This is a genomic window from Bacillus sp. PK3-067, assembly GCF_056738645.1.
On record NZ_CP096490.1, the window covers coordinates 4,945,055 to 4,970,172 of the forward strand.

The 25,118-nt window shown below is 36.4% G+C and carries 27 protein-coding genes and 1 other annotated feature; of the genes, 6 read left to right on the forward strand and 21 right to left on the reverse strand.

Annotated features, from left to right (window positions below; translation table 11 throughout):
* Positions 1-169: 169 nt before the first annotated feature.
* The 5 genes from M1D73_RS25605 to M1D73_RS25625 all read right to left on the reverse strand — a co-directional run bounded on the left by M1D73_RS25605 (position 170) and on the right by M1D73_RS25625 (position 7,078).
* The gene (locus M1D73_RS25605; protein ID WP_000074927.1) at positions 170-718 is read right to left on the reverse strand and encodes a TetR/AcrR family transcriptional regulator; all 549 of its coding nucleotides are present in this window, start codon (positions 716-718) and stop codon (positions 170-172) included.
* 3 nt (positions 719-721) lie between these two features.
* Complete coding sequence (locus tag M1D73_RS25610) at positions 722-1,444, reverse strand: MBL fold metallo-hydrolase (protein ID WP_001242337.1); 723 nt, start codon at positions 1,442-1,444, stop codon at positions 722-724.
* 135 nt (positions 1,445-1,579) lie between these two features.
* Positions 1,580-3,364: an acyl-CoA dehydrogenase family protein gene (locus tag M1D73_RS25615; protein ID WP_000416291.1), complete on the reverse strand. Its 1,785-nt coding sequence runs from the start codon at positions 3,362-3,364 to the stop codon at positions 1,580-1,582.
* Between the two features lie 138 nt (positions 3,365-3,502).
* Entirely contained in the window at positions 3,503-4,675 is a 1,173-nt protein-coding gene (locus M1D73_RS25620; RefSeq protein ID WP_001206324.1) for an acetyl-CoA C-acetyltransferase, read from the reverse strand.
* Positions 4,676-4,696: 21 nt separating this feature from the next.
* The gene (locus M1D73_RS25625) at positions 4,697-7,078 is read right to left on the reverse strand and encodes a 3-hydroxyacyl-CoA dehydrogenase/enoyl-CoA hydratase family protein (RefSeq protein WP_000486377.1); all 2,382 of its coding nucleotides are present in this window, start codon (positions 7,076-7,078) and stop codon (positions 4,697-4,699) included.
* A gap of 235 nt (positions 7,079-7,313) precedes the next feature.
* On the opposite strand from M1D73_RS25625, the gene M1D73_RS25630 reads away from it, so the two are divergent.
* Both M1D73_RS25630 and M1D73_RS25635 read left to right on the forward strand, forming a co-directional pair.
* Positions 7,314-7,460, forward strand: a complete 147-nt coding sequence (locus M1D73_RS25630) for a YuzL family protein (protein ID WP_001096344.1) — start codon at positions 7,314-7,316, stop codon at positions 7,458-7,460.
* Positions 7,461-7,547: 87 nt separating this feature from the next.
* A complete protein-coding gene (locus M1D73_RS25635) occupies positions 7,548-8,387 on the forward strand; it encodes a D-alanyl-D-alanine carboxypeptidase family protein (RefSeq protein WP_000831463.1) in 840 nt (279 codons plus the stop codon).
* A gap of 22 nt (positions 8,388-8,409) precedes the next feature.
* Here M1D73_RS25635 and M1D73_RS25640 read toward each other — a convergent pair whose 3' ends face one another.
* From M1D73_RS25640 to M1D73_RS25655, 4 genes are all read right to left on the reverse strand, one after another.
* On the reverse strand, positions 8,410-9,327 hold the full coding sequence (locus M1D73_RS25640) for a proline dehydrogenase family protein (protein ID WP_000436784.1): 918 nt from the start codon (positions 9,325-9,327) through the stop codon (positions 8,410-8,412).
* A 311-nt stretch (positions 9,328-9,638) separates the two neighbouring features.
* A complete protein-coding gene (locus tag M1D73_RS25645) occupies positions 9,639-9,884 on the reverse strand; it encodes a YusU family protein (protein WP_001290594.1) in 246 nt (81 codons plus the stop codon).
* Positions 9,885-9,932: 48 nt separating this feature from the next.
* Positions 9,933-10,235: an MTH1187 family thiamine-binding protein gene (locus M1D73_RS25650; protein ID WP_001018860.1), complete on the reverse strand. Its 303-nt coding sequence runs from the start codon at positions 10,233-10,235 to the stop codon at positions 9,933-9,935.
* Positions 10,236-10,312: 77 nt separating this feature from the next.
* Positions 10,313-12,313, reverse strand: a complete 2,001-nt coding sequence (locus M1D73_RS25655) for a methyl-accepting chemotaxis protein (protein WP_002204856.1) — start codon at positions 12,311-12,313, stop codon at positions 10,313-10,315.
* A 186-nt stretch (positions 12,314-12,499) separates the two neighbouring features.
* On the opposite strand from M1D73_RS25655, the gene M1D73_RS25660 reads away from it, so the two are divergent.
* A complete protein-coding gene (locus tag M1D73_RS25660) occupies positions 12,500-13,258 on the forward strand; it encodes a TrmB family transcriptional regulator (protein ID WP_000939481.1) in 759 nt (252 codons plus the stop codon).
* Positions 13,259-13,285: 27 nt separating this feature from the next.
* On the opposite strand, the gene M1D73_RS25665 is transcribed toward M1D73_RS25660, so the two are convergent.
* The 3 genes from M1D73_RS25665 to M1D73_RS25675 all read right to left on the reverse strand — a co-directional run bounded on the left by M1D73_RS25665 (position 13,286) and on the right by M1D73_RS25675 (position 16,149).
* Complete coding sequence (locus M1D73_RS25665; RefSeq protein WP_006918814.1) at positions 13,286-13,468, reverse strand: hypothetical protein; 183 nt, start codon at positions 13,466-13,468, stop codon at positions 13,286-13,288.
* A 78-nt stretch (positions 13,469-13,546) separates the two neighbouring features.
* On the reverse strand, positions 13,547-14,731 hold the full coding sequence (locus tag M1D73_RS25670) for an MFS transporter (RefSeq protein ID WP_121868607.1): 1,185 nt from the start codon (positions 14,729-14,731) through the stop codon (positions 13,547-13,549).
* Positions 14,732-14,838: 107 nt separating this feature from the next.
* Positions 14,839-16,149, reverse strand: coding sequence for an APC family permease (locus M1D73_RS25675; protein ID WP_000546311.1), 1,311 nt, complete (start codon positions 16,147-16,149; stop codon positions 14,839-14,841).
* Between the two features lie 65 nt (positions 16,150-16,214).
* Positions 16,215-16,451 (reverse strand) — a binding site (T-box leader).
* A gap of 166 nt (positions 16,452-16,617) precedes the next feature.
* Here M1D73_RS25675 and M1D73_RS25680 point away from each other — a divergent pair.
* A complete protein-coding gene (locus tag M1D73_RS25680; protein WP_000562231.1) occupies positions 16,618-16,845 on the forward strand; it encodes a hypothetical protein in 228 nt (75 codons plus the stop codon).
* 78 nt (positions 16,846-16,923) lie between these two features.
* Here M1D73_RS25680 and M1D73_RS25685 read toward each other — a convergent pair whose 3' ends face one another.
* From M1D73_RS25685 to M1D73_RS25695, 3 genes are all read right to left on the reverse strand, one after another.
* Positions 16,924-17,739, reverse strand: a complete 816-nt coding sequence (locus tag M1D73_RS25685; protein WP_000730850.1) for a hypothetical protein — start codon at positions 17,737-17,739, stop codon at positions 16,924-16,926.
* A gap of 129 nt (positions 17,740-17,868) precedes the next feature.
* On the reverse strand, positions 17,869-18,651 hold the full coding sequence (gene yidC / locus M1D73_RS25690) for a membrane protein insertase YidC (RefSeq protein WP_000920524.1): 783 nt from the start codon (positions 18,649-18,651) through the stop codon (positions 17,869-17,871).
* 28 nt (positions 18,652-18,679) lie between these two features.
* Positions 18,680-18,964, reverse strand: a complete 285-nt coding sequence (locus tag M1D73_RS25695) for a hypothetical protein (protein ID WP_000394926.1) — start codon at positions 18,962-18,964, stop codon at positions 18,680-18,682.
* Positions 18,965-19,241: 277 nt separating this feature from the next.
* Between M1D73_RS25695 and M1D73_RS25700 the strand changes: the two genes are divergently transcribed.
* Entirely contained in the window at positions 19,242-20,135 is an 894-nt protein-coding gene (locus M1D73_RS25700) for a YitT family protein (protein ID WP_000530044.1), read from the forward strand.
* Positions 20,136-20,244: 109 nt separating this feature from the next.
* Here the strand turns inward: M1D73_RS25700 and M1D73_RS25705 are convergent, their stop codons facing one another.
* On the reverse strand, positions 20,245-20,766 hold the full coding sequence (locus M1D73_RS25705; RefSeq protein ID WP_121868606.1) for a GNAT family N-acetyltransferase: 522 nt from the start codon (positions 20,764-20,766) through the stop codon (positions 20,245-20,247).
* A gap of 460 nt (positions 20,767-21,226) precedes the next feature.
* Here M1D73_RS25705 and M1D73_RS25710 point away from each other — a divergent pair, with 460 nt between their 5' ends.
* Positions 21,227-21,613 carry a DUF3938 domain-containing protein gene (locus tag M1D73_RS25710; RefSeq protein ID WP_001077773.1) on the forward strand — a complete coding sequence of 129 codons (387 nt, stop codon included), beginning with the start codon at positions 21,227-21,229 and terminating at the stop codon, positions 21,611-21,613.
* A 248-nt stretch (positions 21,614-21,861) separates the two neighbouring features.
* Here the strand turns inward: M1D73_RS25710 and M1D73_RS25715 are convergent, their stop codons facing one another.
* From M1D73_RS25715 to M1D73_RS25735, 5 genes are all read right to left on the reverse strand, one after another.
* Positions 21,862-22,002, reverse strand: a complete 141-nt coding sequence (locus M1D73_RS25715) for a DUF3985 family protein (RefSeq protein WP_086692156.1) — start codon at positions 22,000-22,002, stop codon at positions 21,862-21,864.
* 96 nt (positions 22,003-22,098) lie between these two features.
* The gene (locus tag M1D73_RS25720) at positions 22,099-23,151 is read right to left on the reverse strand and encodes a zinc metalloprotease (RefSeq protein WP_121868613.1); all 1,053 of its coding nucleotides are present in this window, start codon (positions 23,149-23,151) and stop codon (positions 22,099-22,101) included.
* Between the two features lie 42 nt (positions 23,152-23,193).
* Positions 23,194-23,901: a DUF3169 family protein gene (locus tag M1D73_RS25725; RefSeq protein ID WP_100655070.1), complete on the reverse strand. Its 708-nt coding sequence runs from the start codon at positions 23,899-23,901 to the stop codon at positions 23,194-23,196.
* Positions 23,891-24,112 (reverse strand): helix-turn-helix transcriptional regulator, encoded by a 222-nt coding sequence (locus M1D73_RS25730; RefSeq protein WP_000776168.1) that lies wholly within the window; start codon positions 24,110-24,112, stop codon positions 23,891-23,893. Before M1D73_RS25730 ends, M1D73_RS25725 begins: the two co-directional genes overlap by 11 nt.
* Positions 24,113-24,337: 225 nt before the next feature.
* Positions 24,338-24,952 carry a DedA family protein gene (locus M1D73_RS25735; protein ID WP_000454754.1) on the reverse strand — a complete coding sequence of 205 codons (615 nt, stop codon included), beginning with the start codon at positions 24,950-24,952 and terminating at the stop codon, positions 24,338-24,340.
* Between the last annotated feature and the right edge of the window lie 166 nt (positions 24,953-25,118).

The following is a 25,118-nucleotide window of genomic DNA, read 5'->3' on the forward strand; positions in this document are numbered from 1 at the left end:
TATCAAGATCCTATTGCTTTTATTTTCGTTTGCCTTTCCGTAGTCATATACACATTTTTCAAACCTGTAAAATAATATCATGTAATGAGAAAAAGCCTACCGCTCTTTTCGAATTATATGCACTAAAAAACCTTAGAATCACTTCTAAGGTTTTTGTTTGCCTCGCTTCTTATTCACGTAACCCTTTAATAAACGTTTCCAACAATACATGTAGACTTATATCTAAATCTAACGGCAAACCAAATCCGCCCTGTTGTTCAATCGAAGCAAATCCATGACAAATACTTCTGAATCCGCGTGTCGCATGAAGTGCATTCTCTCCTTCTAAGCCATACTGTTGTAAAACTTGAAGACAAAGCTTTACAATTCCGTCACCTGCTTTTCTTACTTCTTCATCTCGTAAAAAAGTTGCTTCATATAGTCCAGAATGTTTTCGGACAAATGCTACATACGCTTCTCCTAAAGCATGAATTGCTTCATCCATCCGTTTATCCTCGGCAGCTTCTTCCAGTCTGTTATGCAGCTTTTTGATTCCGTAAATGCCAAGATTTTTCCGTACATCTTGTAACCCTTTTACATGATTATATAGTGAGGGCGAACGTACCCCTAACGTTTGCGCTAATGAAGCTAACGTTACTTCTTGTACTCCATTTGCATCTGCAATTTCTGCTGCTGTTTCTACAATTTTTTGTAATGTAAGTCCGATTCTCGGTGACATCAATTAACCCTCTTTTCTACTTTCTATATTCCGCTTCGCTTCTTTAATAGCAAGCTCTATGAAAGCCACTGGATCGTTTATCATTTTTCCATGTCCTGCCGCAAGCAAGGAAGGCTCATATTCTCTTAACTTCTCTGCACTTTGTAATGATATTTCTTTGCTCCACGTTGCCATCGCCGGAAACGGAAACCAAAATTTCATTTGTCCTGAAACAGCCATACCTCCTCTTGTTTGGAATGCATCTCCGACAATCAGAGCTTTATTTCTTACATCAAGAAACGACATGGAGCCTGGCGTATGTCCCGGTGTCATAATCGCAAGAAGCGATCCAACTCGGTCGCCATCTTCTAATAAAATATCAGGTACCGTTTTTATCTTTTTAGGTACACCGCCTTTTATTGGCGTATTCGGTTCATCCTTTTGTAACGTCGTATCTCCTTCTAACAGCTTTCCGTCCCGCTTAGAAATATAGACTGGAACATGAGGAAGTACTTCTTTTAATGCGTCTAATGCACCGATGTGATCATCATGCGCATGTGTTAATACAATCTTAGTAATTGGTTTTCCTATTTTCTCAGCCGCCTGTAAAATACCTTTTGCGCTATATGGCAAAGCCGCATCAATTAAAGTTAAACCAGCTTCTTCCTCCACAAAGTAACAATTCACAGGAAACACTCTTGGCAAAAATGACAATTGATATACCGTTTTTTCATGTATCATCCTCATAGTCCCATCTCCCTTTTCACGAAAACTAATACCATTAGTTTTATTATACTAATGGTATTAGTTTTATGTCACTAAAAAATTTTTTTTCAAAAAAAGAACAGTAGCCGTATAAACGACTACTGTTCTTTAAAGATATTAAACTGTGTAACGCTCATCTTCTAAAATTTTCGCAGCGATTTCACGTTTCTTCGGAATTACGTTAAGTGGTGTGTGGCGAGTTAATTTACGTAATGATGATAACATCATGCGCAGCATGTCGCCGTTTTCAACTGCGATAAGTGTTTCTTTCGCATCTGCTTCGATTTCGTTAAATGCTTCTTGGCAGAATACTTCAGTGTATAACACTTTTTGTTTATTCTTTTCAAGACCAGTTGTTTTGATTGCTTTTTCTGTACGAAGAACAGCTGATTCCATTGCGTATAGATTGCTTACGATGTCAGCGATATTCACAAGAATTTCTTGCTCTTTATCTAATGCTTTACCATATTTTTGAGCCGCTAATCCAGCTACCATTAAGCCGATTTTCTTCGCATTAGTTACTAAATACTTTTGAAGTGCTAATGGCTCATCGCCTACTTCTTCTGGCATCATCATCATTAACTCTTCTTGTAATTTTTGTGCTTTTTGAAGAAGTGGTAATTCACCTTTCATCGCTTTACGTAAGAACGTACCTGGTACGATTAGGCGGTTAATTTCGTTCGTTCCTTCGAAAATACGGTTAATACGAGAATCACGGTACATTCTTTCAATCTCGTACTCTGCCATGAATCCGTAACCACCGTGAATTTGAACACCTTCATCTACTGTATAGTCTAATACTTCAGAACCGAATACTTTGTTTAAAGAGCACTCGATTGCATATTCAGCGATAGAAGCTGCTACTGCTTTACCGTCTTTTACTTCTTCTTCAGATAATGTGCTCATGCGGCTTTCGAATAAACCTACTGTACGATATACAGAGCTTTCAGCTGCATATGTTTTTGCTGCCATATTCGCAAGTTTCTCTTGAATTAATGGGAAGCGAGCGATTGGTTGTTTGAACTGTTGACGTTGGTTTGCATATTGTGCTGAAATTTCTACTGCACGTTTCGCAGATCCAACTGTACCAACACCTAATTTATAACGACCGATATTTAAAATGTTGAATGCGATAATATGACCTTTACCGATTTCACCAAGTAAGTTTTCTTTCGGTACTAACGCATCTTCTAAAATTAACGTACGCGTTGAAGAACATTTAATACCCATTTTCTTTTCTTCTGGGCTTGTAGATACGCCAGCGTAGTCTTTCTCTACGATAAATGCTGAGAAGTGCTCTCCATCGATTTTTGCATATACAACGAATACGTCAGCGAATGCAGAGTTTGTAATCCACTGTTTTTCACCATTTAATACGTAATGTGTACCTTCTGCATTTAAACGTGCAGTTGTTTTTGCACCTAATGCGTCAGATCCTGAACCTGGCTCTGTTAATGCGTATGCAGCTAATTTTTCACCAGTTGCAAGTAATGGTAAATACTTTTTCTTTTGCTCTTCGTTACCGAATAATACGATTGGTAAAGATCCGATACCTACGTGAGCACCGTGAGTAATTGCAAAGCCACCAGCGCGAGAGAATTTCTCTGCGATTAACGCTGAGCTTACTTTATCAAGACCAATTCCGCCGTACTCTTCTGGTACGTCAGCGCCTAATAAACCAAGTTCCCCAGCTTCTTTTAAAAGACGAACTGAACGATCAAATTCATGTTGCTCTAAATATTCAAGCTCTGGAAGAACTTCATTTACGATAAAGTCCTCTGTCGTTTTTGCAATCATTTTATGCTCAGATGAAAAATCTTCTGGCGTAAACACTTGATCAATCGTAATCTCATCAACTAAAAAGCTACCGCCTTTAACCGCATTTCCTACTGTTTTTTCCATGAAAATTTCCTCCTTCATATTTTCATGAGCAGCTTCTCTCTTTTTGAAAGAAGCTGGCTCTCCCTTTTTTTATAAACCTTTGTTGCTTCCATTCTTTGCTTTAGCGTCGTCTCGTTCTGAGCGAACCGCTTCCACTTTTTATAGTAATTCAAATACTCCCGCTGCTCCCATTCCGCCGCCGATACACATTGTTACGATACCGAATTGTTCGTTGCGGCGTTTCATTTCGTGAATAAGAGATAGTGTTAGTTTTGCCCCTGTACAGCCAAGTGGATGTCCAAGTGCGATTGCACCACCGTTTACGTTTACTTTTTCTTCATCTAAACCAAGTTCACGAATAACTTGAATTGATTGAGAAGCGAATGCTTCATTTAGTTCAAATAAGCCAATATCAGATAGCTCTAAGCCAGCTAGTTTTAGCGCTTTTGGAATTGCAGCGATTGGGCCGATTCCCATTACTTCTGGTGGCACGCCAGCTACTGCAAATGAACGGAATTTCGCAAGTGGCTTCATGCCATCGCTCACTGCTTTTTCGCGATCCATTAATAGTACAGATGCTGCACCGTCACTCATTTGTGAAGAGTTACCAGCTGTTACAGAACCGCGAACGTTAAATGCTGGACGTAATTTCCCTAAAATGTCTAGCGTCGTCTCTGCTCTTACACCTTCGTCTTGTGCGAAAGTGATTGTTTCTTCTTGCAGTTTATTGTTTGATCCAACCGAGCGTAACGTCACATCTACAGGTACTGTTTCATCAGCAAAGTTTCCTGCAGCTAATGCTTTCGCAGCACGTTGATGACTTCTTACTGCAAATGCATCTTGCTCTTCACGAGAAATTCCATATTTCACAGCAACTTGCTCTGCTGTATGTCCCATACCCATATAATATTCTGGAGCCGCTTCTACAAGGCGACTATTCGGACGAACAACGTGTCCCATCATTGGAACTAAACTCATTGATTCTGCTCCGCCTGATAATACAGCTTCAGAGTGACCAAGCATAATACGCTCTGCTCCGTAAGCGATACTTTGTAAACCTGAAGAACAGTAACGGTTAATCGTAATAGCTGGAACATCGTAAGAAAGTCCTGCTAATCCGCCGATATTACGAGCCATATTTAAACCTTGCTCTGCTTCTGGCATCGCACAACCGAAAATTAAATCATCGATTGGTCCTTCATAATTCGCACGCTTTAACGTTTCCTTTACTACTAACGCCCCTAGATCGTCAGGACGAACTGTTTTTAATGAACCCCTCTTTGCCTTTCCAATTGGTGTTCTTGCTCCCGCAACAATGACAGCTTCTCTCATGAACGATATCTCCCCTCGTTATTAGTTACGTAATGGCTTTCCTTTTACAAGCATGTGCTGCATTCTTGCTTGTGATTTCATCTCACTTACTAAGCTAATAAATGCTTCACGTTCTACATCTAATAAATATTGCTCATCAACTTCTGTTCCGTACGGTACTTTTCCGCCCGCAATGACATATGCAAGTTTCTTCGCAATGTGAAGGTCATACTCTGAAATGTAACCAGATAAATGCATTGCTTCTGCACCAAGTGCAAGAGTTGCATATCCTGTTTCCCCAACAACTGGTATCTTTTTGCGGATTGGCGCTTTGTAACCAGCTTCATATAAAGCAAGTGCTTTCTGTTTCGCATCGTATAGTAAGTGATCACCATTCACACTAATACCATCTTTATCACCTAAGAAGTTATGAGAAACTGCTTCTTGTCCTGAAGTTGAAACTTTCGCCATTGCGACTGTTTCGAACACTTTATTTGCAACTTTTTGCAGATCAAACTCTACACCGTTTGCCATTTTGTTTAAGTGTTTAATGTATAGCTCTTTATTACCGCCTCCGCCAGGGATTAAGCCAACACCAACTTCTACTAAGCCCATATACGTTTCACTAGAAGCTTGAATGCTCGCTGCTGGTAAGCAAACTTCTGTACCTCCGCCAAGCGTCATACCATATGGTGCTGCTACAACTGGCTTAGAAGAGTACTTAATTTTCGTCATTGCATCTTGGAAGTTTTTCACAACTAACTCAATTTCAAAGTAGTTGTCGTCTTGTGCTTCCATTAAGATCATTGCTAGGTTCGCACCAACGCAGAAGTTCTTCGATTGGTTACCGATAACAAGACCTTTATAATTCTTTTCTACTTCATCAACAGCGTAGTTAATCATTTGCGTAATATCCATACCGATTGCATTGCTCTTCGAATGGAACTCTAAGCAAAGGATGCCGTCGCCTAAATCAATTAAGCTCGCTCCGCTATTTTTCTTTAATACACCATTTTTCGCTTTTAATTGCTTAAGAGAAATTGCTTTTTTATTACGCTCGATTAGCTTATATTCGCCATTATCGTAATAGTAGCTATCGCCGTTATCATGTTTATAGAAAGTAGTGAAACCTTTCTCTAACATTTCTTTCACCCAAGTAGGAACAACTACGCCGTTTTCTTCCATCTTTTGAACAGATTTTTCAACGCCGATTGCATCCCACACTTCAAATGGCCCTTGCTCCCATCCGAAGCCCCACTTCATCGCTTGATCAATTGCAACGATATCGTCAGCAATTTCTTTATGAAGTTTTGCAGAGTATAAAAGAGTTGGTGTAATGATGTTCCATAATAACTCTCCTGCACGGTCTTTTGCGTATACAAGCGCTTTCAATTTATTCGCTAATCCTTTTTCTTGTTTACTTAACTCTACGGATGCAGCTTTTAATTTTTTACGCGCTTCGTATTCCATCGTTTCAGGATTTAATTCTAAAATTTCTTTTCCTTGTTTTAAGAAGAAGCCTTGACCCGTTTTACTTCCAAGCCATTTTTTCTCCAGCATGTCATGCATGAAAGCTGGTACTTTAAATACATCACGCTCTTCTTCTTGCACATTTTCATATACGTTATTTGCAACGTGTACGAATGTATCTAAACCGACAACATCTAATGTGCGGAACGTTGCGCTCTTCGGACGACCAATAAGTGGGCCTGTTACAGAATCAACTTCCCCAATGCTATAGCCGCGTTTTACCATCTCTTGAAGAGTAACAAGTAAACCGTACGTACCGATGCGGTTTCCAATAAAGTTTGGTGTATCTTTTGCGATAACAACGCCTTTTCCAAGAACGTCTTCGCCAAATAGTTTCATGAAGCTTAATACTTGTGGATCTGTTTCTTTCGTCGGTATTACCTCTAGAAGTTTTAAATATCGTGGTGGGTTAAAAAAGTGTGTGCCTAAGAAGTGTTTCTGGAAGTCGTCTGAACGACCTTCTGCCATTTTTTCAACTGAAATACCTGACGTATTCGAGCTTACGATAGAACCCGGTTTACGAACCGCATCTACTTTTTCAAATAGTTTCTTTTTAATATCTAAGTTTTCAACTACTACTTCAATAATCCAATCTACATCAGCTAGACGCTCAAGGTCATCTTCTAAGTTACCTGCTTCAATCAGTGCTAAATTTCCTTTCACTGTCAGAGGAGCTGGTTTTTGCTTTAATAGTTTTTGCACAGCCGTATTACTAAAACGATTTCTCACACTTTTATGTTCTAATGTAAGTCCCTTCGCTTCTTCTTCTTTCGTAAGCGCAGGTGGTACAATATCAAGCAATAATGTCGGAATACCAATATTAGCTAAGTGTGCCGCAATTCCCGAACCCATTACGCCTGAACCTAGAACAGCAGCCTTTTTAATTTGGAACATCCAATTCTCCCCCTATTCTTGAATGAATGCTCATTCAATTTTTCGACATAAGTCGCAATCAATGAGTGAGCCTCTACTAATAAATATATGATACTGTTTAAATTTTCGCAATATATTTATTGATAAAATTTTCTGAAATAAATATTTTTCTTTTATTTGCCCATGCTATATATGTATTTTCTTCACTAAAATACACTTTCCCTTTTTATAATCTGACGAAACTGGAGGAATATATATGGCAAAACTTAAGAAGAACCCTTCAAAGGCTGGAATTAGTGCAGCTAGTGTAACTGGAAACGCAGGTCCGCATAACCACGGTGTTGAAAAAGGACGCCAAGGTAATAACCAACAATATAAAAAGCATAATATGGGCGAAAAATAACGCTATATTTTTGGGCAGAGAACGTGGCATAATGATTAATGGCTGCTTTTTCTGCCCAATTTATTTGTAACAAATGAGGGAATTATAATGAAACGAACAATAGTTATGATTGTAATGATTGCCACACTATTTACAGGGATGATTTTCTTCTCTTATGCACAAAGGCAACAAGCTGTAAGAGCTGATCAACCTAATATTACTGGGCAATATGGAGTTACAATCGATGCAGACACAGGTGAAGTTTTGTATGGAAAACGCGAAGACGAACGCTCTTATCCGGCTAGTATAGCCAAAATGATGACAACCCTTCTTTTACTAGAGAATGTAAAAGAGGATGAAGAAATTACAGTTACAGAAAACGCAATTAAAACAGAAAGTCAAAGTAAGAAAATTAAACTTCGTGCTGGGGAAAAGTTAAAACGTGATGAGGCATTAAAACTGATGCTTATCATTAGTGCAGATCCAATAGCTGAATCCATCGCAGAACATATTGCAGGATCAAAAAATGAATTTGTGAAAATGATGAATACTAGAGCGAAGGAACTCGGTACAAAGCATGCGACTTTCAAGAACGCAAGTGGTGCTGATGCACTTGGAAATAAAGTATCGCCATATGACATTGCTATTATTACGAAAGAAGCATTAAAGTATCCAGTTGTTTTAGAATATATGAATTCAACACGTACAACTCTACATACTTCAGAACGCTCTCCAAACATCGCAAACTACGGACGAGAAGAACTATATGACGATCCATATGCGATTGGAAGTAAAAGTGGTCTATCAGCACTTGGCAAATATACAGTCGTAACAGTGGATGAAAAAGACGGTAAACGCGTCATTAACGTCGTATTATCTTCTACTCGCGCGCAACTATATCCTGATACGAAGAAAATGGCACATTATGCATTTCAGCAATTAAAATAACCAAGGAGTATTTTCTCCTTGGTTATTTTTTAACCATACCTTTTAATACGAACGCAACGTTTGCTGGACGCTCTGCTAGACGGCGCATGAAATATCCATACCAATCGTTTCCATAAGGTACGTAAACACGCATTTTGTAACCTTCTTTTACTAGCTCAAGTTGACGCTCATTACGAATACCATATAACATTTGGAATTCAAATTGATTCCTTGGAATATTATGTTCTTCAGCAAGTTTTTTTGTATATTCAATAATCGCTTCGTCATGTGAAGCAATTGCAGTATAATTTCCATTTAATAAGTGCATTTTAATAATCTTTTTATAATTGTCATCTACATCTTTCTTGTCCGGGAACGCCACTTCTTCAGGTTCTTTATAAGCTCCTTTTACAAGACGTAAATTAGGTTTATAAGCATTTAAATCCTCAATATCTTTTTCTGTACGATATAGGTAAGCTTGAATAACAGTACCAATATTATCGTACTCAGATTTTAACTGTTTAAAGATATCAATTGTTTTACCACAGCGTGTATAGTCTTCCATATCAATTGTAACGAACACACCATTTTCTTTTGCAGCTTCTAAAATACGGCGCATATTGTTCATTACGATTTCATCAGAGATATCTAATCCCATAGAAGTCATCTTTAAAGAAAGCTGCGAATCAAGACCTTCTCTTCCAATTGCACGGATCGCTTCAATCGATTGGTTAGCCATTTCATTTGCTTCCGCTTCATTATCAACGAATTCACCTAAATAATCGATTGTTACACAAAGACCTTGCTTATTTAATTGTTGAATGGCAGCTGTCGCTAATTCAATCGTCTCCCCTGCGACGAAGCGACCTGCACCAAAGCGTAAACCGTACTTTTTAGCCAGTTTTGTTAGCGCTTTATTTTTAGATAAGAAAAGAAACGAATTTCGCATTAATTGTTCCATGTAATTCACCCCTATGACTGTAATTTATCTGTTTTTTACCCCTCTTCAAAATTATATCATTGTTTAAAATTATTGGATACAAATAATTATTTAGATAATTTATAAAATACTATAAAAACATTTAAAAACCTATATTTCTGCTTATAAATATACCTGAAATATTTTTCGACATTTAGAAAAATGGAGTTTAATAGGTATAAAATAGGCATGTCGAAAATATTCGACATGCCTATAAAATCCTTTATATTCCATGTAAATTATATAAGGATATTAATACAGAAAACTTGCGATTATATTTACCTCAAGTTTTTTTATTGCTCATTTCGCTTCTCTTCATTCAGCCTTTTAATATCTGTAATTAACTGTACCATCTCTTCTTTCGCATCTGGATAAGTTTCATTCCAATGCTTTACTAAAGCTGGCATCGTCTTAGCTATGTAAGAATACAGTGCCCACTTCTGTACCTGTTCTTTTCTCTCTTCATTGCTCTCTCCAAGTAACAGCTCAGTATATTTCTCCAGTAAACCATCAAACTGCTCGTTAAACTTTTCACTCATTTTATTTACCTCCTATATGAAAAAAGCAGCGAAGATCGCTGCTTTTTCTTATAATTTTGATCGAACAGAGTTTAATTTTTTCTCCATTGTGCTTACTTTATCACGACGATCATCAATACGAATAGTTGTTGCAACACGCTGTGCACCTTTCGTATATGGAACTTCATGCATTTGTTGAATTACTTCTAGAATGACAGGAAGATCTCCTTCAATAATTGTATTCATCGGTGTTAATTGATACTTCACGCGATCCGCATTTTTCTCTAGCACCTTTTGTACTTCTGCTACATATTCACTAACACTTGGATTACCTGTTCCTACTGGAATAATCGATACATCAACAATTGCCATAGTAGTCTTCCTCCTATAATCGTTTCTTATATATCCATTGTCTATTTTACCGAAATCCTCATCATTTTACTAATATGTTACTCTTCCACTTTAAACTGCTCGACTAATCTTTCTAAATCTCTCATATGTTCTGTCAAACTTTCCATCGTGTGAGCTACCTTTTCTAAATGATTCACCTGTGATTCCGTTGCAGCATGTACCTCTTCAGAAACAGCTGCACTTTCTTGACTCGTACCAGCAATTGTATGCATTACCGCTGTAATTTCCCCTTGCTCATAACCTATGTTATGTACCTCTTCTACAATTTTTTCAACTGAAGTACTAATCGTATTTACAACTGACATAATTGTACGGAACTCCATTTCCGCCTCTGTCGTCACTTTATTTTGCACATCTGCAATGTCTTTCAATTTACTTACAACTTCTACAACCCTTTTTACTTCTAATTGTACATCACCAATCATCATTGTAATTTCTCCGGTTGCCTCTTTTGATTGTTCCGCTAATTTCCGAACCTCTTCAGCAACAACCGCAAATCCCTTACCTTGCTCACCTGCACGGGCAGCTTCAATCGATGCATTTAAAGCAAGTAAATTTGTTTGATCCGAAATACCTTTTATAAGCTCAACAACATTTTGAATCGATCCAACTCTTTGTTCTAACTTATCCGATGCTTCTTCTGTATGAACAACAATCGAAGATGATTGTCCCCTCGTACGGATTAAATTCCTCATTGTATTTAATCCTTGCTTAGATGCCTCTTCCGCTTTGCCAGCCACTCCTTTTATTTCACCAACGGAGCTATTCATTTGTTCTACTGACTCCGCCATATTCTCGAGCTGAGCTGAAACTTCATCCACACTATTCGCAAGAGTAGAAGCTCCTCCGCTCACATCATCCATCGCTCCTGAAACTTCTCTACTAGCCGCTACTGTTTCGTTCGTTAAATAATGTAAACTATTCGTTGATTGTTGCACCGTTGATACGCTGTTTTTAATTTTACTTACCATTTCATTCATTTGTTCAACCATATCATTAAAGTGCTTCGTCAACTCTCCAACTTCATCTTTACTTGTCACTTTCATTCGCAGCGTTAAATCGCCTTCTGCTACTTTTTGCACGTGATTCTTTAATAGTTGCAGTGGTCTTGCTAATCTTCTTGAGAACAAGTAGGAAGCTACGATTCCAACTAATAAACTAATACATGCCATTATAATAACTGTATTTCTCGTACTATTTAATAGCCCATCGATCGTTTCTTTCGGATAAAAGATTCCTATCGTCCATTTCATCGTATCAAATGATTGACTGTAAACAACTACATCTTCACCTTTTATTGTAGTGACCGCATATTTTGTTCCCTCTTTATTTAAGCTCTTTATAAGCGGCTCTTTAGAAACATCTTTCCCTATCTTTTCTGGATAAACAAGAGCCATATTTTTATCATTTATAATAAACATTTCTCCGTCATTATTGTATTGAATATTGTGAAGCAACTTCTGAATCGTCCCAAGCGATACATCCATCGCAACAACGCCTAATACAGATCCATCTTGAGCTGTAATTGCTTTAGAAACACCTACACTTAACTTTCCTGTTGCAATTTCATAAGAAGGTTGTCCCCAATGGACCTTTTTTACATCAGCCTCTGAATCTTTATACCATGGTCTTGTCGTTGGATCATATCCTTCTGGCACTTGCCCACCTTCAGCAAGATTGGCACTTAATGTTTTTTTATCTTTCGTACCAATATATAAATCTAAAATACCAGGATGATTCTTTTTATACTCCGCAAACTCTTTCGTTAAAAACGCTTCCTCTTCTGGAGTAACCCCACCTTGAAGTATATTACGAATCATCTCACTGTTCGCGTAATACCCCATATCTTCATCCGTTCTTTGAACAAATGTCGTAAGTTGCTCTGTCACAAGATCCATCGCATTTTGAGAATACTCGTCTAAGGAACGCACTTCCTTTTCTTTCTGTAATTGATACACAGCTGTACCCAATATTACGAACATCATAGAAATAAGAACTGAAAACACTACCGCAATTTTTAAACGTAAACTTCTTAACATTTCCCCCAAAGCATCCCCTTCGCATTAAATTAAAATCTTATTAATCATTATATTAAGTATAATAGATAAAATTAAAAAATTGAAATTAATTCTCACCTTAATACAATTAGAAAACGGACTACCACTTGTGCAAAAACAAATAGTTCATTATCCTTAAAATATAATCTCATTCGTTCGGAGGGAACTATGTTACAAAAATTCGGTTTCTCACAATATGAAAGCCAAGCTTATGAAGTTGTCGTATCAAGCAATGAACCATTAGATGCTACAACAATTGTGAAGCATTCAGGTGTTCCAAAAGCAAAAATATATGAAGTACTAGCACGCCTAATCGATAAAGGAATGGTAATGGATTCTGTTTCAGAAAAGAAAAAATTGTATACAGCATTACCACTAAAACTAGCAATTGAAAAATTAACGACAGAATTCCAATCAAATATTAAAGAACTAGAAACAAACATATCAAAAAAATCATTTACAGATGACCGTGTGTGGAGCTTAAAAATGCAATCTTCTATTCGAGTTCAAAGTAAAGAACTCATTGAAAGTGCACAAGAATCAATCCGTATTTCAGCTTGGAATGATACTCTTTTAGAATATCTCCCTTTACTAGAACAAAAAGCAAAACAAGGTGTTCAAATTGAATCTCTTATTGTTGGAGAAGTAGAAACAGACTTAGAAAACATGCATTTTCTAATCCCAGCTGAAGAACCTAATGCATTAGAGCGCTACTTGCTACTTATCGTTGACGATCGTGAAATTTTATTTGCTGGCGTAGAACAAGAGTCATGGCAAGCGATGAAAACAATGTCACAACCTTTCGTAAAGTTCTTTACAGAATTTTTCTATCACGACGTTGCACTTGCAAAGATCACCCAGAAGCACCACGATCTCTTTATGGAAGATGAGGAAATTAAGAGTTTGTTGATGAAATTGAGGTACTAATTAAATAATAAAAAGGAGTCTAATTTTTCACTTAGACTCCTTTTCGTTTTGTTCCTTTATCTCTATCAACAGCTCAATGATTTTTTCATTTTGCTCTACTTGCTTCTCTGAATTTTGATAGATGAAACGAACCCATCTAAGTGCAAGAATAATAAGAAACAACGGAAGCATTGAAATTAGAAGACCAATAATTGAAAAATTCGTATACATATACCTCACCTCGCTATATACCCTTTTCTCCATTTACCTACTAAAACCTGCAATTTTTTACAAATAAAAAAGAACCTATCAAACGATAGATTCTTCTTTCACGAACTGAGTAGAGCGTCCTCTCATAATCGAGAAAATCGCGCAAAGCAGTGCTAATATAATAAAGCCACCGCCTACCCAAGCATTATATATAACAGATGATTTTTCAATAACAACTCCGCCTACTGTTGAACCAAGTGCAATTCCTAAATGAAGCGCAGAGTTATTTAAACCTTGCTGAATACCAGCTGATTCCGGTGCAATTTCAATTAAATAATTTTGCTGTGCTGGTGAAATCGCCCAGCTCAGCATACTCCAAAGTCCCATCATAATGATGAAGAGCGGGAATGAGAATGTCATTAATGGCAGTATGAAGATTGCACACGCAAATACGATAATGATAGAAATAATACTTTTCTTCGATCCCCATTTATCAGCAAGCCAGCCACCGAATCCGCCGCCGATTACTGCTGCGATTCCGAAAATAAAGTAAAACACACTAATCCAGTTTGCATCAACATGCATGACATCTTTTAAAAACGGTGTTAAATATGCATACAATGTTAAATGCCCCGTTAAAAACAAAAATGATGTTAACTGTGCACTTACAATTTTTTTATCTTTTAAAGTAGCAAGTTGTTCTTTTATTGATAATACCGATGTCGGTGGTACTTTCGTTAAAAACAATGAAATACAAGCTATTGCCATAACTGTTAACACAGAAATTAATACAAATGGTGCACGCCATCCGTATGCATTTCCGAGTACAAGACCGAGCGGTACTCCAAGTACAAGTGATCCACTAATTCCCATAAAAATGATTCCAATTGCACGCGCACGAAAATGCGGTTCTACTACACTAGACGCAAGTGTTACAGATAGTGCAATAATTAATGAACCACTCGCCGCACAAATAACCCTTGAGAACATTAGCATTCCGTAATTCACACTAAACGCGGAAATAATATTTCCGATTAAGAAAATCGATAATGCTCCAACATACAATGTTTTTCTTTCAAACTTCCCTGTCACAGCTAATAAAACTGGACCTGACAAAGCAAATACTACCGAAAATATTGTTATAAGCTGACCAGCTGCGCTAATAGATACTCCTAAATCATTGGCAACTAAATCGAGCGTTCCTCCTATAATTAACTCAACCGTTCCGACTACGAAAGCCGCGATAGCTAAAATATAAACACGAAAATTCAAGTCTTTCCCCACGCTTTCTATTTTGGTTACTACGATTATAGTAACCAAAATAGAAAGTGGACGCAAGTATAATTTTTTTACAGTAAAAAAGGTAGGCGTATTATACGCCTACCCTTCCATCATTCTGTTTCTTTCTTCTTATTTAAATACCAATACACCGGCAGTCCAGTAAAGACAATTCCAATTGATAAGAAACAACTTACTGGATCGTTAATAATCGCACTACCGATTACAAAGAACGAACCTAAAATCGCTACGATTGGTACGATTGGGAATAACGGTACACTATATGCACGCTCTTTATTCTTATTACGTTTTCTTAAGATGAAGACACCAATAAACGTCATTACGTAGAAAATATAAATAATGAATACGGAAATCTCAGATAGCTTATTTGGATCACTAATAATCATTAAAATAATTCCTAAAATGATTTCAACAGTAATCGCATTTGCTGGTGTTTTAAATCTCGGACTTTCCTTTGCAATAAACTTAGAAAATGGAAGTTGTCCACGCTCTGCCATAGACATTGGAATACGTGGGAATGTTAAAATCTTTCCATTTAAACAACCGAAAATAGAAACGATAATACCGATACTAATAATTTTCCCACCATATTCTCCAAGTAACATGCCTGCAGCTGTCGCTGTTGCATTTTCTCCAAGGTCTACAATTTTCGCTGCTGGTAATACATTTAATAACGCCAAGTTAATTAATACGTAAGCAGCCGTTACGATTAAAATCCCTACTGTCATTGCTTTCGGTAATAACTTTGTTGGATTCTTCATTTCTCCACCAATCGAAGCAAGTAAAATCCAGCCGTCATAAGCAAATAACGTTGCTAAAATTGCCATACCGATACTTTGATTTTCCGATATCGGCACAACTACGTTAAAGATATCGCTATTCCCTTTCCAGAAACCTAGCACAACAATTAACACAATCGGAATCATCTTCCCAATTGTCGTGATTGTTTGAACGATACCTCCGTATTTTGTTCCCATACTATTTACAACGCCAAGGAACACAACCGTTCCAATTGCGATTGGTAAATTCCACACTTTATCTAAATAGAAAAAATTAATCATTAAAGAACTAAAGTATAAACCTAATGTTCCGATAATAGCAGGTCCATAAACAATTGTTTGCATCCAACCTGATAAATATCCCCAAAAACTTCCGTAAATCTCCTCTAAATACGTATACAACCCACCATTTTTCGGGATTTGCGCTCCAATTTCAGCTACTGTTAAACCACTTGCTAGCGTCAACAGACCACCAATTACCCAAGCAAGAATGGCCATATTAGAACTCCCCGAGTAATCTAATACGCTCCCTGGTTTCATAAACACACCAGATCCAATAATCGTTCCTACTACGATAGAAAGTGCTACTGTTAAACCAATTTTGTTCTTCTCATCATGATGCATGCTGCGTATCCTCCTTCCAATCCTAGTGTGATGCAAAAATGAAATAAAAAAACACTCCTCCCTAAAAAAGGGACGAGTGTTGTATTCGTGGTTCCACCCTTGTTTCAATTCGTAAAGTAACACACTTCACCAATTTCTCAAGTCTAAATAACGGTTTTTGCCGGCAAGCAATTACTAGATGCTCGTTCACTGCTGCAGTTCAGAGGTGGTAATCCATTTTTCCGTATTAGGAAGCTCACAGCCAAAGGCTTCCCTCTCTGAAAATCGTAAAAAATTGATCATGTCCTCATCATCACTTCTTGATGTCGAATTTTGTAGTTATTGTTCATTATATTGAATTGTTAGAAAAAATCAATATATTTTTTTATATAACATAGGAAATATTTCTCTTCTTATATTATAACAGAACATACAAAACTTCTCTAATTCCCTAAAAATGGTATAATCCATTTAGGAGGTGTACTAATAATGATTGCTGTCTTTTGTATCATTGCTACGTTTCTCTCTATTCTATTCGCTATCATGCATCGGCACAAGTATCCTGGTTATAGCATTTTAGCGGTAGCTATTATACCAGCTGTTTCCTTCTACGTATTGGGTAAATATCAATATACGGAAGTGTTTATCGGTTTTGCAATCTTCTACTGCATCTTCGGATACATACTAACAATGAAAAGAATTTTATTGAATCATTAAAAGGGACCGATTTCTGCTGACAGAAATCGGTCCTCGCACGTACCTTCCGGTTGCCCACACGAAAGATACATAAATCAATTATTTATCTTCTTTTTTCATAAAAAACTTATGGTGCGGTAAATCAACATTCAATGCCTCTAATTGTTTCTTTTCGTTGTCTAAAATCGCTTTTGCTTTTGTTTTTGTTGCTTCATCTAATCCAGCAAAGATGTCTTCATGCTTCTCTTTCTCTGGAAGTTTCACACCTAATTTTGTTAATTCTTCTTTTGCTTGCTCATGCGTTAATTTTCCGGATTTCTTTTGCTCTAAAATTGACTTCGCTTTCTCTTTTGTCTGTTCATCTAAGTTAGCAAACATGTCTCCATGTTTACCTTTCTCCGGCATTTTCACGCCTAGCTTTGTTAATTCCTCTTTTGCTTGCTCATGCGTTAATTTTCCAGATTTCTCTTGCTCTAAAATGGACTTCGCTTTTTCTTTCGCCTGTTCATCTAATCCCGCAAACATTTCTTTGTGCTTACCCTTTTCCGGGAACTTCACGCCTAATTTTGTTAATTCTTCTTTTGCCTGTTCTCGTGTTAATTTACCAGACTTCTCTTGCTCTAAAATGGACTTCGCTTTTTCTTTCGCCTGTTCATCTAATCCTGCAAACATGTCTTTACGCTTCTCTTTCTCTGGAAGCTTTACACCTAGTTCCTCTAACTGTTTCTTTGTATCGTCCATAATTGTTTTTACTTTTTGTTTTGTAGCGTCATCCAAATCCTTTTTCGCCGTTTTTGCAGGCTGATCCACTGCTGGAGTATTCGTTGCCGCGAATGCCGGAATGCCGACTCCTCCAATGATTCCGAATGATAAAGCACCTGCAATCGCTAAATAACCAACTGTTTTCTTCTTCATAGGAAATTTCCTCCTTCATATTTCTAATGCATGTACACTTTCGTATACAATGCCTATAGTAATGTCGGTTTCTTAACATTTCCTTAACGATTTAACAAAAAAACACCGCTCGTAATGAGCGGTGTTTCTCTATGCTTTTTGTAATTGTAACTCTTCACGTTCCATTATTTTTCTTAATACAATTGTTTGTGTCATTGTAAATAAGTTACCTGTTATCCAGTACAACACAAGTCCTGATGGCGCCGCAAACCCCATAAATAGAATCATTGCCGGCATCATAATTTGCTGCATCTTTAGCATCTGTACTTGTTCTCCAGGTGTAATATTCGATTGGAAAACTTTCATCTGAATAAATGTCGTTAACGCTGCAATAATCGGTAATATATGATATGGATCTGCATGTCCTAGGTTCACCCATAAAAACGAAGATGTGCGAATCTCTTCAGTTCTGCTAATCGCATAATACAAAGCAGAGAAAATCGGCATTTGTATTAATAATGGCCAGCAACCAGCAAGTGGATTCCAACCGCCTGATTTCATTAGTTCTGACATTTCTTTTTGATACTGCTTTTGTTTTTCAAGGTCTTTGCTTACATCACCGTACTTTTTCTTTAGCTTCTGCAATTCAGGTTGCATTTTCTTCATTTTCGCTTGGCTGCGATATTGCGAAACAGCTAATGGAATCATTGCTGAACGAATAACGAGCGTCATAATAATGATAGCAATCCCAAAGCTAGCTCCAGGTATATGATGAGCAACAAATTGAATCATAAACGAGATTGGATATACAAAATAATGATCCCAAATTCCCGTACTATGTGCATCAATTGGGGCTGCATTACTGCAACCAGATAAAACAAAAACAAATAATAATGATAAACTAACGAGCACAGCTCGGTATGATTTTAACATGTTCATTCCTCCAATGTTTCGTAATTATTTAGCGAAACATTGGTGTATACGGACCGACCTCGTCATTCTCTTCACTTGATTCTTGTCTGCGTACAGAACGAATCATTCCATATTTATAAAAAATAGAAAATAGCGGTACATTTCCTGCACTATCTTCACATGTATCAACTAACGCAAAAGCTCTTTGTCTACCGTTTGATGCTTGTTGACGCACAAAGCGAGAAACATTAGCAAGGAAGAAAACTTCTAATAAACAAAGTGCCGTCGTTACAAACGATATATATAGAATTGCATCCTGCAATAAAAATTCCATCGCTTCACATCCTTAATAAGGTCATTTTAGCACATCGGGCAAATATTCTCTATTTCCTTTTATTTTCAAAAAAAGTATTTTGCATATTTTCTCAAGAAAACAATAATTAAGAAACGTTGTATTCGCTTTCTTTAGCATATTCACACACATCAATGAATAGGCTTGATTTATTAGAAATTTATAAAATTTTTGCATTATAATAAAACTATTGCCAGTTTTTGAAAAAACCTTTATTCTCTTCTTGTAATCAAAAATGAATATGGAGATGAAACATACTATGGGTCAACTAGGAGACGCCGATTACGTTCCCGACACCGCCTTTTTATCCTTCCCAGCAGCTAAAACATTTCACTTAGAATTTATGATACAGTTGGTTGTTATTTTTATAGCTTCTATTTTGTATGCAATTTCTATGAATATGTTTTTTATCCCGCATAATATGATTAGCGGTGGATTCGCTGGTGTAGGGATGATTATCGGTTATTTAATGCACTACAATATCGGTGCACTTATCTTTTTACTAAACATTCCTCTTCTTATTTTAAGTCACTTTTACTTAGGCAAGAAGACAACCTTTTTAACAGCTTACTTTGTAGCTGTGTCATCGTTAGCGATGAACATTATCCCGGTACACCAAGTTTCAGACGATATTTTACTTTCTTCTGTATTCGGTGGTGTTATCTGCGGAGCAGCTTCAGGAATTATATTCCGATTTGCTTCTTCAACAGGTGGTTTTGATGTTGTTGGATTGATTGTAGCGAAATATCGAGATGTTTCAATTGGAGCAATCATATTTGTATTCAACTTAATCTTACTTGTAGCAGCAGGTTTTATTTTCGGATGGGATATTACACTTTATACGTTAATTAGTCGATTTGTAGTCAGCAAAGTTATCGACGCTGTGCATACGAAACATATTAAATTAACGATAATGACTATTACAGAAAAAGGCGAGGAAATAAAAAGCGCACTACTACATCACGGCATACGTGGGGTGACAATGGTAGACGCTGTCGGCGGCTATACAAACCATAAGAAAAAAATGATTTACACTGTCGTGACTCGCTATGAGTTAGGCGAAATGAAACGTATTATCCGTCAAGTGGATAACAAAGCATTTATGAACATTACTGAAACAGTTGAAATTGTCGGCCGTTTCAAACGCATATAAAAAGGTTAATAAATTAAAGGGCATAACATATTAGTCATATATAATATGTTATGCCCTTTGTTATTCAACTAACGTACCTTTTAGCATAATAAAATCACTAAGTTTATTACTACAAATCGGAGGATAGCATTCCATATACAATACTATCTGTCCATTCATCTTTATTCCAAAAATCTTGTATGAAATGGGCTTCCTTTCTCATACCTATTCGTTCACACAATTTTTGTGAAGCTGTATTACGTGCATCAAGATTAGCCTGTATACGATGTAAATTACATTCATTAAATAATTTCAATACCAAACTACTTACTGCTTCTGTCGCCAAACCTCTCCTAGCTACTTCATTTGAAAAACTATAACCAATCTCAACAGTGTCTTTCATATTTGTGTACCATACGGATAAATCACCAACTACTTTAGTTTTGTATATAACTGCCAAACTTAATATTGTTTCTTTAGTAAGTACATTATTTGCTAACTTCTTATTAAATCTTTTCTGCATGTCTTCATGAGTCCACTTATTATGTAATAGGAACTTACATGTATCATCACTATTATAAATAGCAAATACATCCTGTAAATCAGTACTCTTAAAAGGTCTAATTATTAATCTTTCTGTTGTGAACTCCAAGTTAGCTCTCCTCCCTTACATTCATGCTATAAAACATTTTTTATAGTATTTAAGCCTCATTCTTAGATCTCACCTTGATTACATATTTCATCATAATAAATTAAAATCCTTCTTCCACTAAACTGCACCGTTAATAGTATTTCCTTGCGCTTTTTATTTTTTACACTTATTACAAAATCAGATAATTCTATTATTATGTCCCTAAATGTGTTATAATGAAAGCAGACTCACAAAAAAAGAGTATATAGACTTGGAAGTTTCTCTTATTTTACAAGCAAAAAGAAACGAGCAGTCGGGTATATTTCAGACACCATACACGTAACGGTTTAAACAACCGATCATCTTAGTTACTCTTCAATGATCTTTTTATAAAAAGATACGTACAATTAAAACTCACTTCAATATACTATACCTACCTTTTTGACTTCCAAATCATCTTATTACATAGGGAGATGAACATATGAATCAATATATACGATATACAATAGCTGTCCTGTTTGCTATTATCGGCGGAACAATCTGCTTCTGGACAAACACTCAGCTTGGAGAGAATATCATCTTTAATGGAATCGAAACACTTGTAAGCGCTTCAATTTTAGGCGGATACATTTACTTCCTCTTCAATCCAGAAGAAAACGCTCAAAAAACAATGTTATTAACAATGATCGGAATCGTTGGTGGATGTATTTCCTACTCAATGACAAACTATACATTACCACTTCAATTAAGCTCAGCTTTCTTCCACGGTCTATGGACTTGGTTCATTGCATTCTGCCTAGCAGACGTATTCAACCTTTTACAAGACAATGAAGAAGATAGCGGTCGCCAAATTGAAAGTAACTCTTAAGCTGGAAGATACTCTTCCAGCTTTTTTATGTTGGTTTGCATATCCCCGCATCACGATAAAAAGAAGTTACCCTCACGGCAACTTCTTTTCCACATACCCCACTTCGTATTCACTAAAATATATCAACGATTTTTCAAATATATCGATCGTTTCTCCACTTATATCAACGATTTTTTCATTATATCGACGCTTCGACACAAGATATCGATTTACCGACAACCTTCGACACTCAAAACGCACAACATACCCTATCCACCAAGCAACTTACTGCCGAACTCTACGATTAAAAAGATAATTAATAAGATCGCGAGTATCTTTAATGCTACATATGCCACTTTAAAAACAGCATAAATGAGCAAGACGATTAAAATAATCGCTAAAATTTCCATCTAGAATTCCTCCAAGCTTTGCTCTTCTTATCTCATTTTACTCGTCCTAGGCTGTTTATGGAACGGCATAAGATGACATAGAAAAAAGAGGATACCTCACCCATCGTAAGATACCCTCTCTTTCAGCTGCTCAAACCATTCTCTTTCTAATTGTAAATATCCCATCTCACTCTTCTCGGCGCTCTTTAATTCTTGATCGGCTTTCTTCATATAAGTACGGGACGCTTCCATATTACCCTCTACATATCTAATAATTCCTTGTGTACGGTAATATCCACTTAGGTCCATTTTTGTAATAGCCTTTGCATGTTCCTTTGCTTCTTGCAAAGAAAGACTATCCATCTGATAAAGGGCTTTATATAAAAGGTACCAACTATGAAAACTACTAACGAAAAACTTATTTTCTTTCGTTACAGGTAGTTGAACAATTCGTTCTATATACGGTATCGCTCTTTCCATTCCCTCTTGATCTGCACGAGCAAAAAAGACGAGCATAAGTCTACTCATTATCTCTCTTATCCCTTTATTCTCTTTTATTTTCTCCTCACTCAATTCTACTAACCTTTCATCCCAATCTTTCGGTCTTTTATAACTAAATAACTCACTCGATATTTGAATCTCATATAAGTGATTTCTAGCTCTTTCATCATCTTTAATTAAAATAAGAAATTGCATCCCATCACTCATAAGCATTCCTTTTATCGGCACAATTGTAACCGCAAAGATTGCAAAATGGAAAAAGGAAAAATATAAAAGATATTGATAATAACTCACCATATATATGTAACCGGAAGTAATACCAAATAGTAAACTCGTAATCGGTCCACCTAAAGTGAGCCACGCCCACTTTTTCGAAAGATTCGGTGTCTCTATAGAAGGTGGTACTAGTGTTGCAACGCCTCCAAAGTACGCCCACAATTTATTTTCTCGAATGCGTAATTTTCCCTTTTCTTTTTGAATAGTAATGGGTCCTACTGTCATAAATTTAAATGTCAAACCACCTATTACACCAAATACTACATGTCCTAGCTCATGAATGGCTAACACTAACAATGAAATTCCAACTATTGCCCATAAGTTCAAAATTACTTCTAATTTCCCAGTTCGGATTACTCCGTATAAAATGGACAGAATTAGCGCCACTGTCATTGAGCCAGCTGGCCTTCTTAAAATATCCACCTTTTTCTCCCCTTAATAAATCATTTTTCTTTGCATTTCGTACATGAACTTCCCGAGATGCAATATCCAAATAAATGAGATTAAGCCAATTAATACAAAATCGATATCACTAGCAGCTGTATATATAACGGCAGCCCACCATACATATGCCAATATTGTATTCGTAAATTCATACGCTTTATATCCAGCCTCATGCACAATGTGCTTTAATCCTTCATCTGCGTTTTTCGTCCACATTTTCATAGATTCCATATACGTTACACCTTGTTCAGGATATAGCTTATTATAACGTTTTTTTGTTATAAGTCCGATAATTACTACAGTAGTTAAACAAACAATAGAAGCTACTAAATTCCACACCGCAAATGAAACATTTGTATCCTGCAACAGTGCACGTCTACATGTAATAACTGCATATACAAACCATGCCTGCGTAACTATATCGCCTACACGTAAATATATACTTATAATGCCTAATTTTCTGCCTTGTACGCTCTCTTCTTCATCGCGTGCCTCTGCTAACATACGTGTATTCTTCCAAGTATAGTACATCATTAAGATTCCAAAAATAGTACATATACCTATAAATGTATTGGATGATAATTTTCTCGGTTCATCCGAGAGTAAATTTAAAGCTATATAAGACGTTAAAAAGCCACCCATCATACTTAATGCTATTTTCCCCACAGAATCAAATTGTTTTTTTCGTTTACTCTTCATCGTCCTCTTCCCCCTCTACTAACGTAAATATTTCCTCCACCGGTACATTGAAAATTTGTGCGATTTTTAACGACAATACGATAGATGGTGCATAATCCCCGCGCTCAATTAAACTAATCGTTTGCCGTGATGATCCAATCGCTTTCCCTAAATCCCCTTGTGATAAACGATGCTTTGCTCGCAATTCCCTCACTCGATTTTGAAGCTTCATGTCTTCCCTCTTTTTCATTTATTTAATTAAAATTGTAAATAATATCCTTATCTTTGTCAATTATAATTGTCATTACGACTATAATAATTGACAAGATACTTATTTCTTATCCTGTATCAAATTCCTATAAAGAATGTAAAATGTGCATTAAACATAGTCTTAAAAATAAAAAAGTCAGTGCTTTTGCACTGACTTCCTAAATTCTGACATAGAATGGATTTCATATTAACTTGCGTTTTGTAGTAATACTCGTTTTAACTGCTTACGGAAACGAATACCTAACGTAACCGCTACAATCACAATAACTCCAAAAATGATTTTACCGATATGACCTTCTAGCACTCCAAAGATATCATGTAAGTTTCCACCTAACCAGTAACCACCGATTAAGAAGAATGATACCCAAAATAGAGCACCTGAATAAATTGTAATGGCAAAACGACGGAATGGTAAATTAATAATTCCTGCAAAGTATCCTGTGAAATGACGTACACCAGGAATAAAGAAACCAATAAAAATTAAGAAGTACCCATACTTATCAAACCACATTCTCGTTAAGTCAATTTTTCTTTGCGTTAAAAATACGTATTTCCCATACTTTTGAATAAAAGGCATACCTAATTTATTTCCTAAAAAGTATTGAATCGTCATTCCTACACTTGTCCCAATAAAGGATAGAATAATTAAAATCGGTAAACTTAAATCACCCTTATGTGCTAAAAATCCCGCATATGCTAACGTTGGCTCTCCCGGAAACGGAAGTGCAATATATTCTAACAGCAAGCCGACAAGTACAACATAGTACCCGTATTGCTGAAATAATTCATGAATCCATTCCATGTCATCTCTCCTTTCAATCACGTACAACTTCTTACTATTATTGTATAAAAAAATTGTCGAAATAACTATCACAATAGCTTACATTTTTATTACATTTTTGTAAGGGTCACACTAGTGATTTTCGTTCTTTATTAAATAGTAAAAATCATTTTTCAAGTCGAAATAG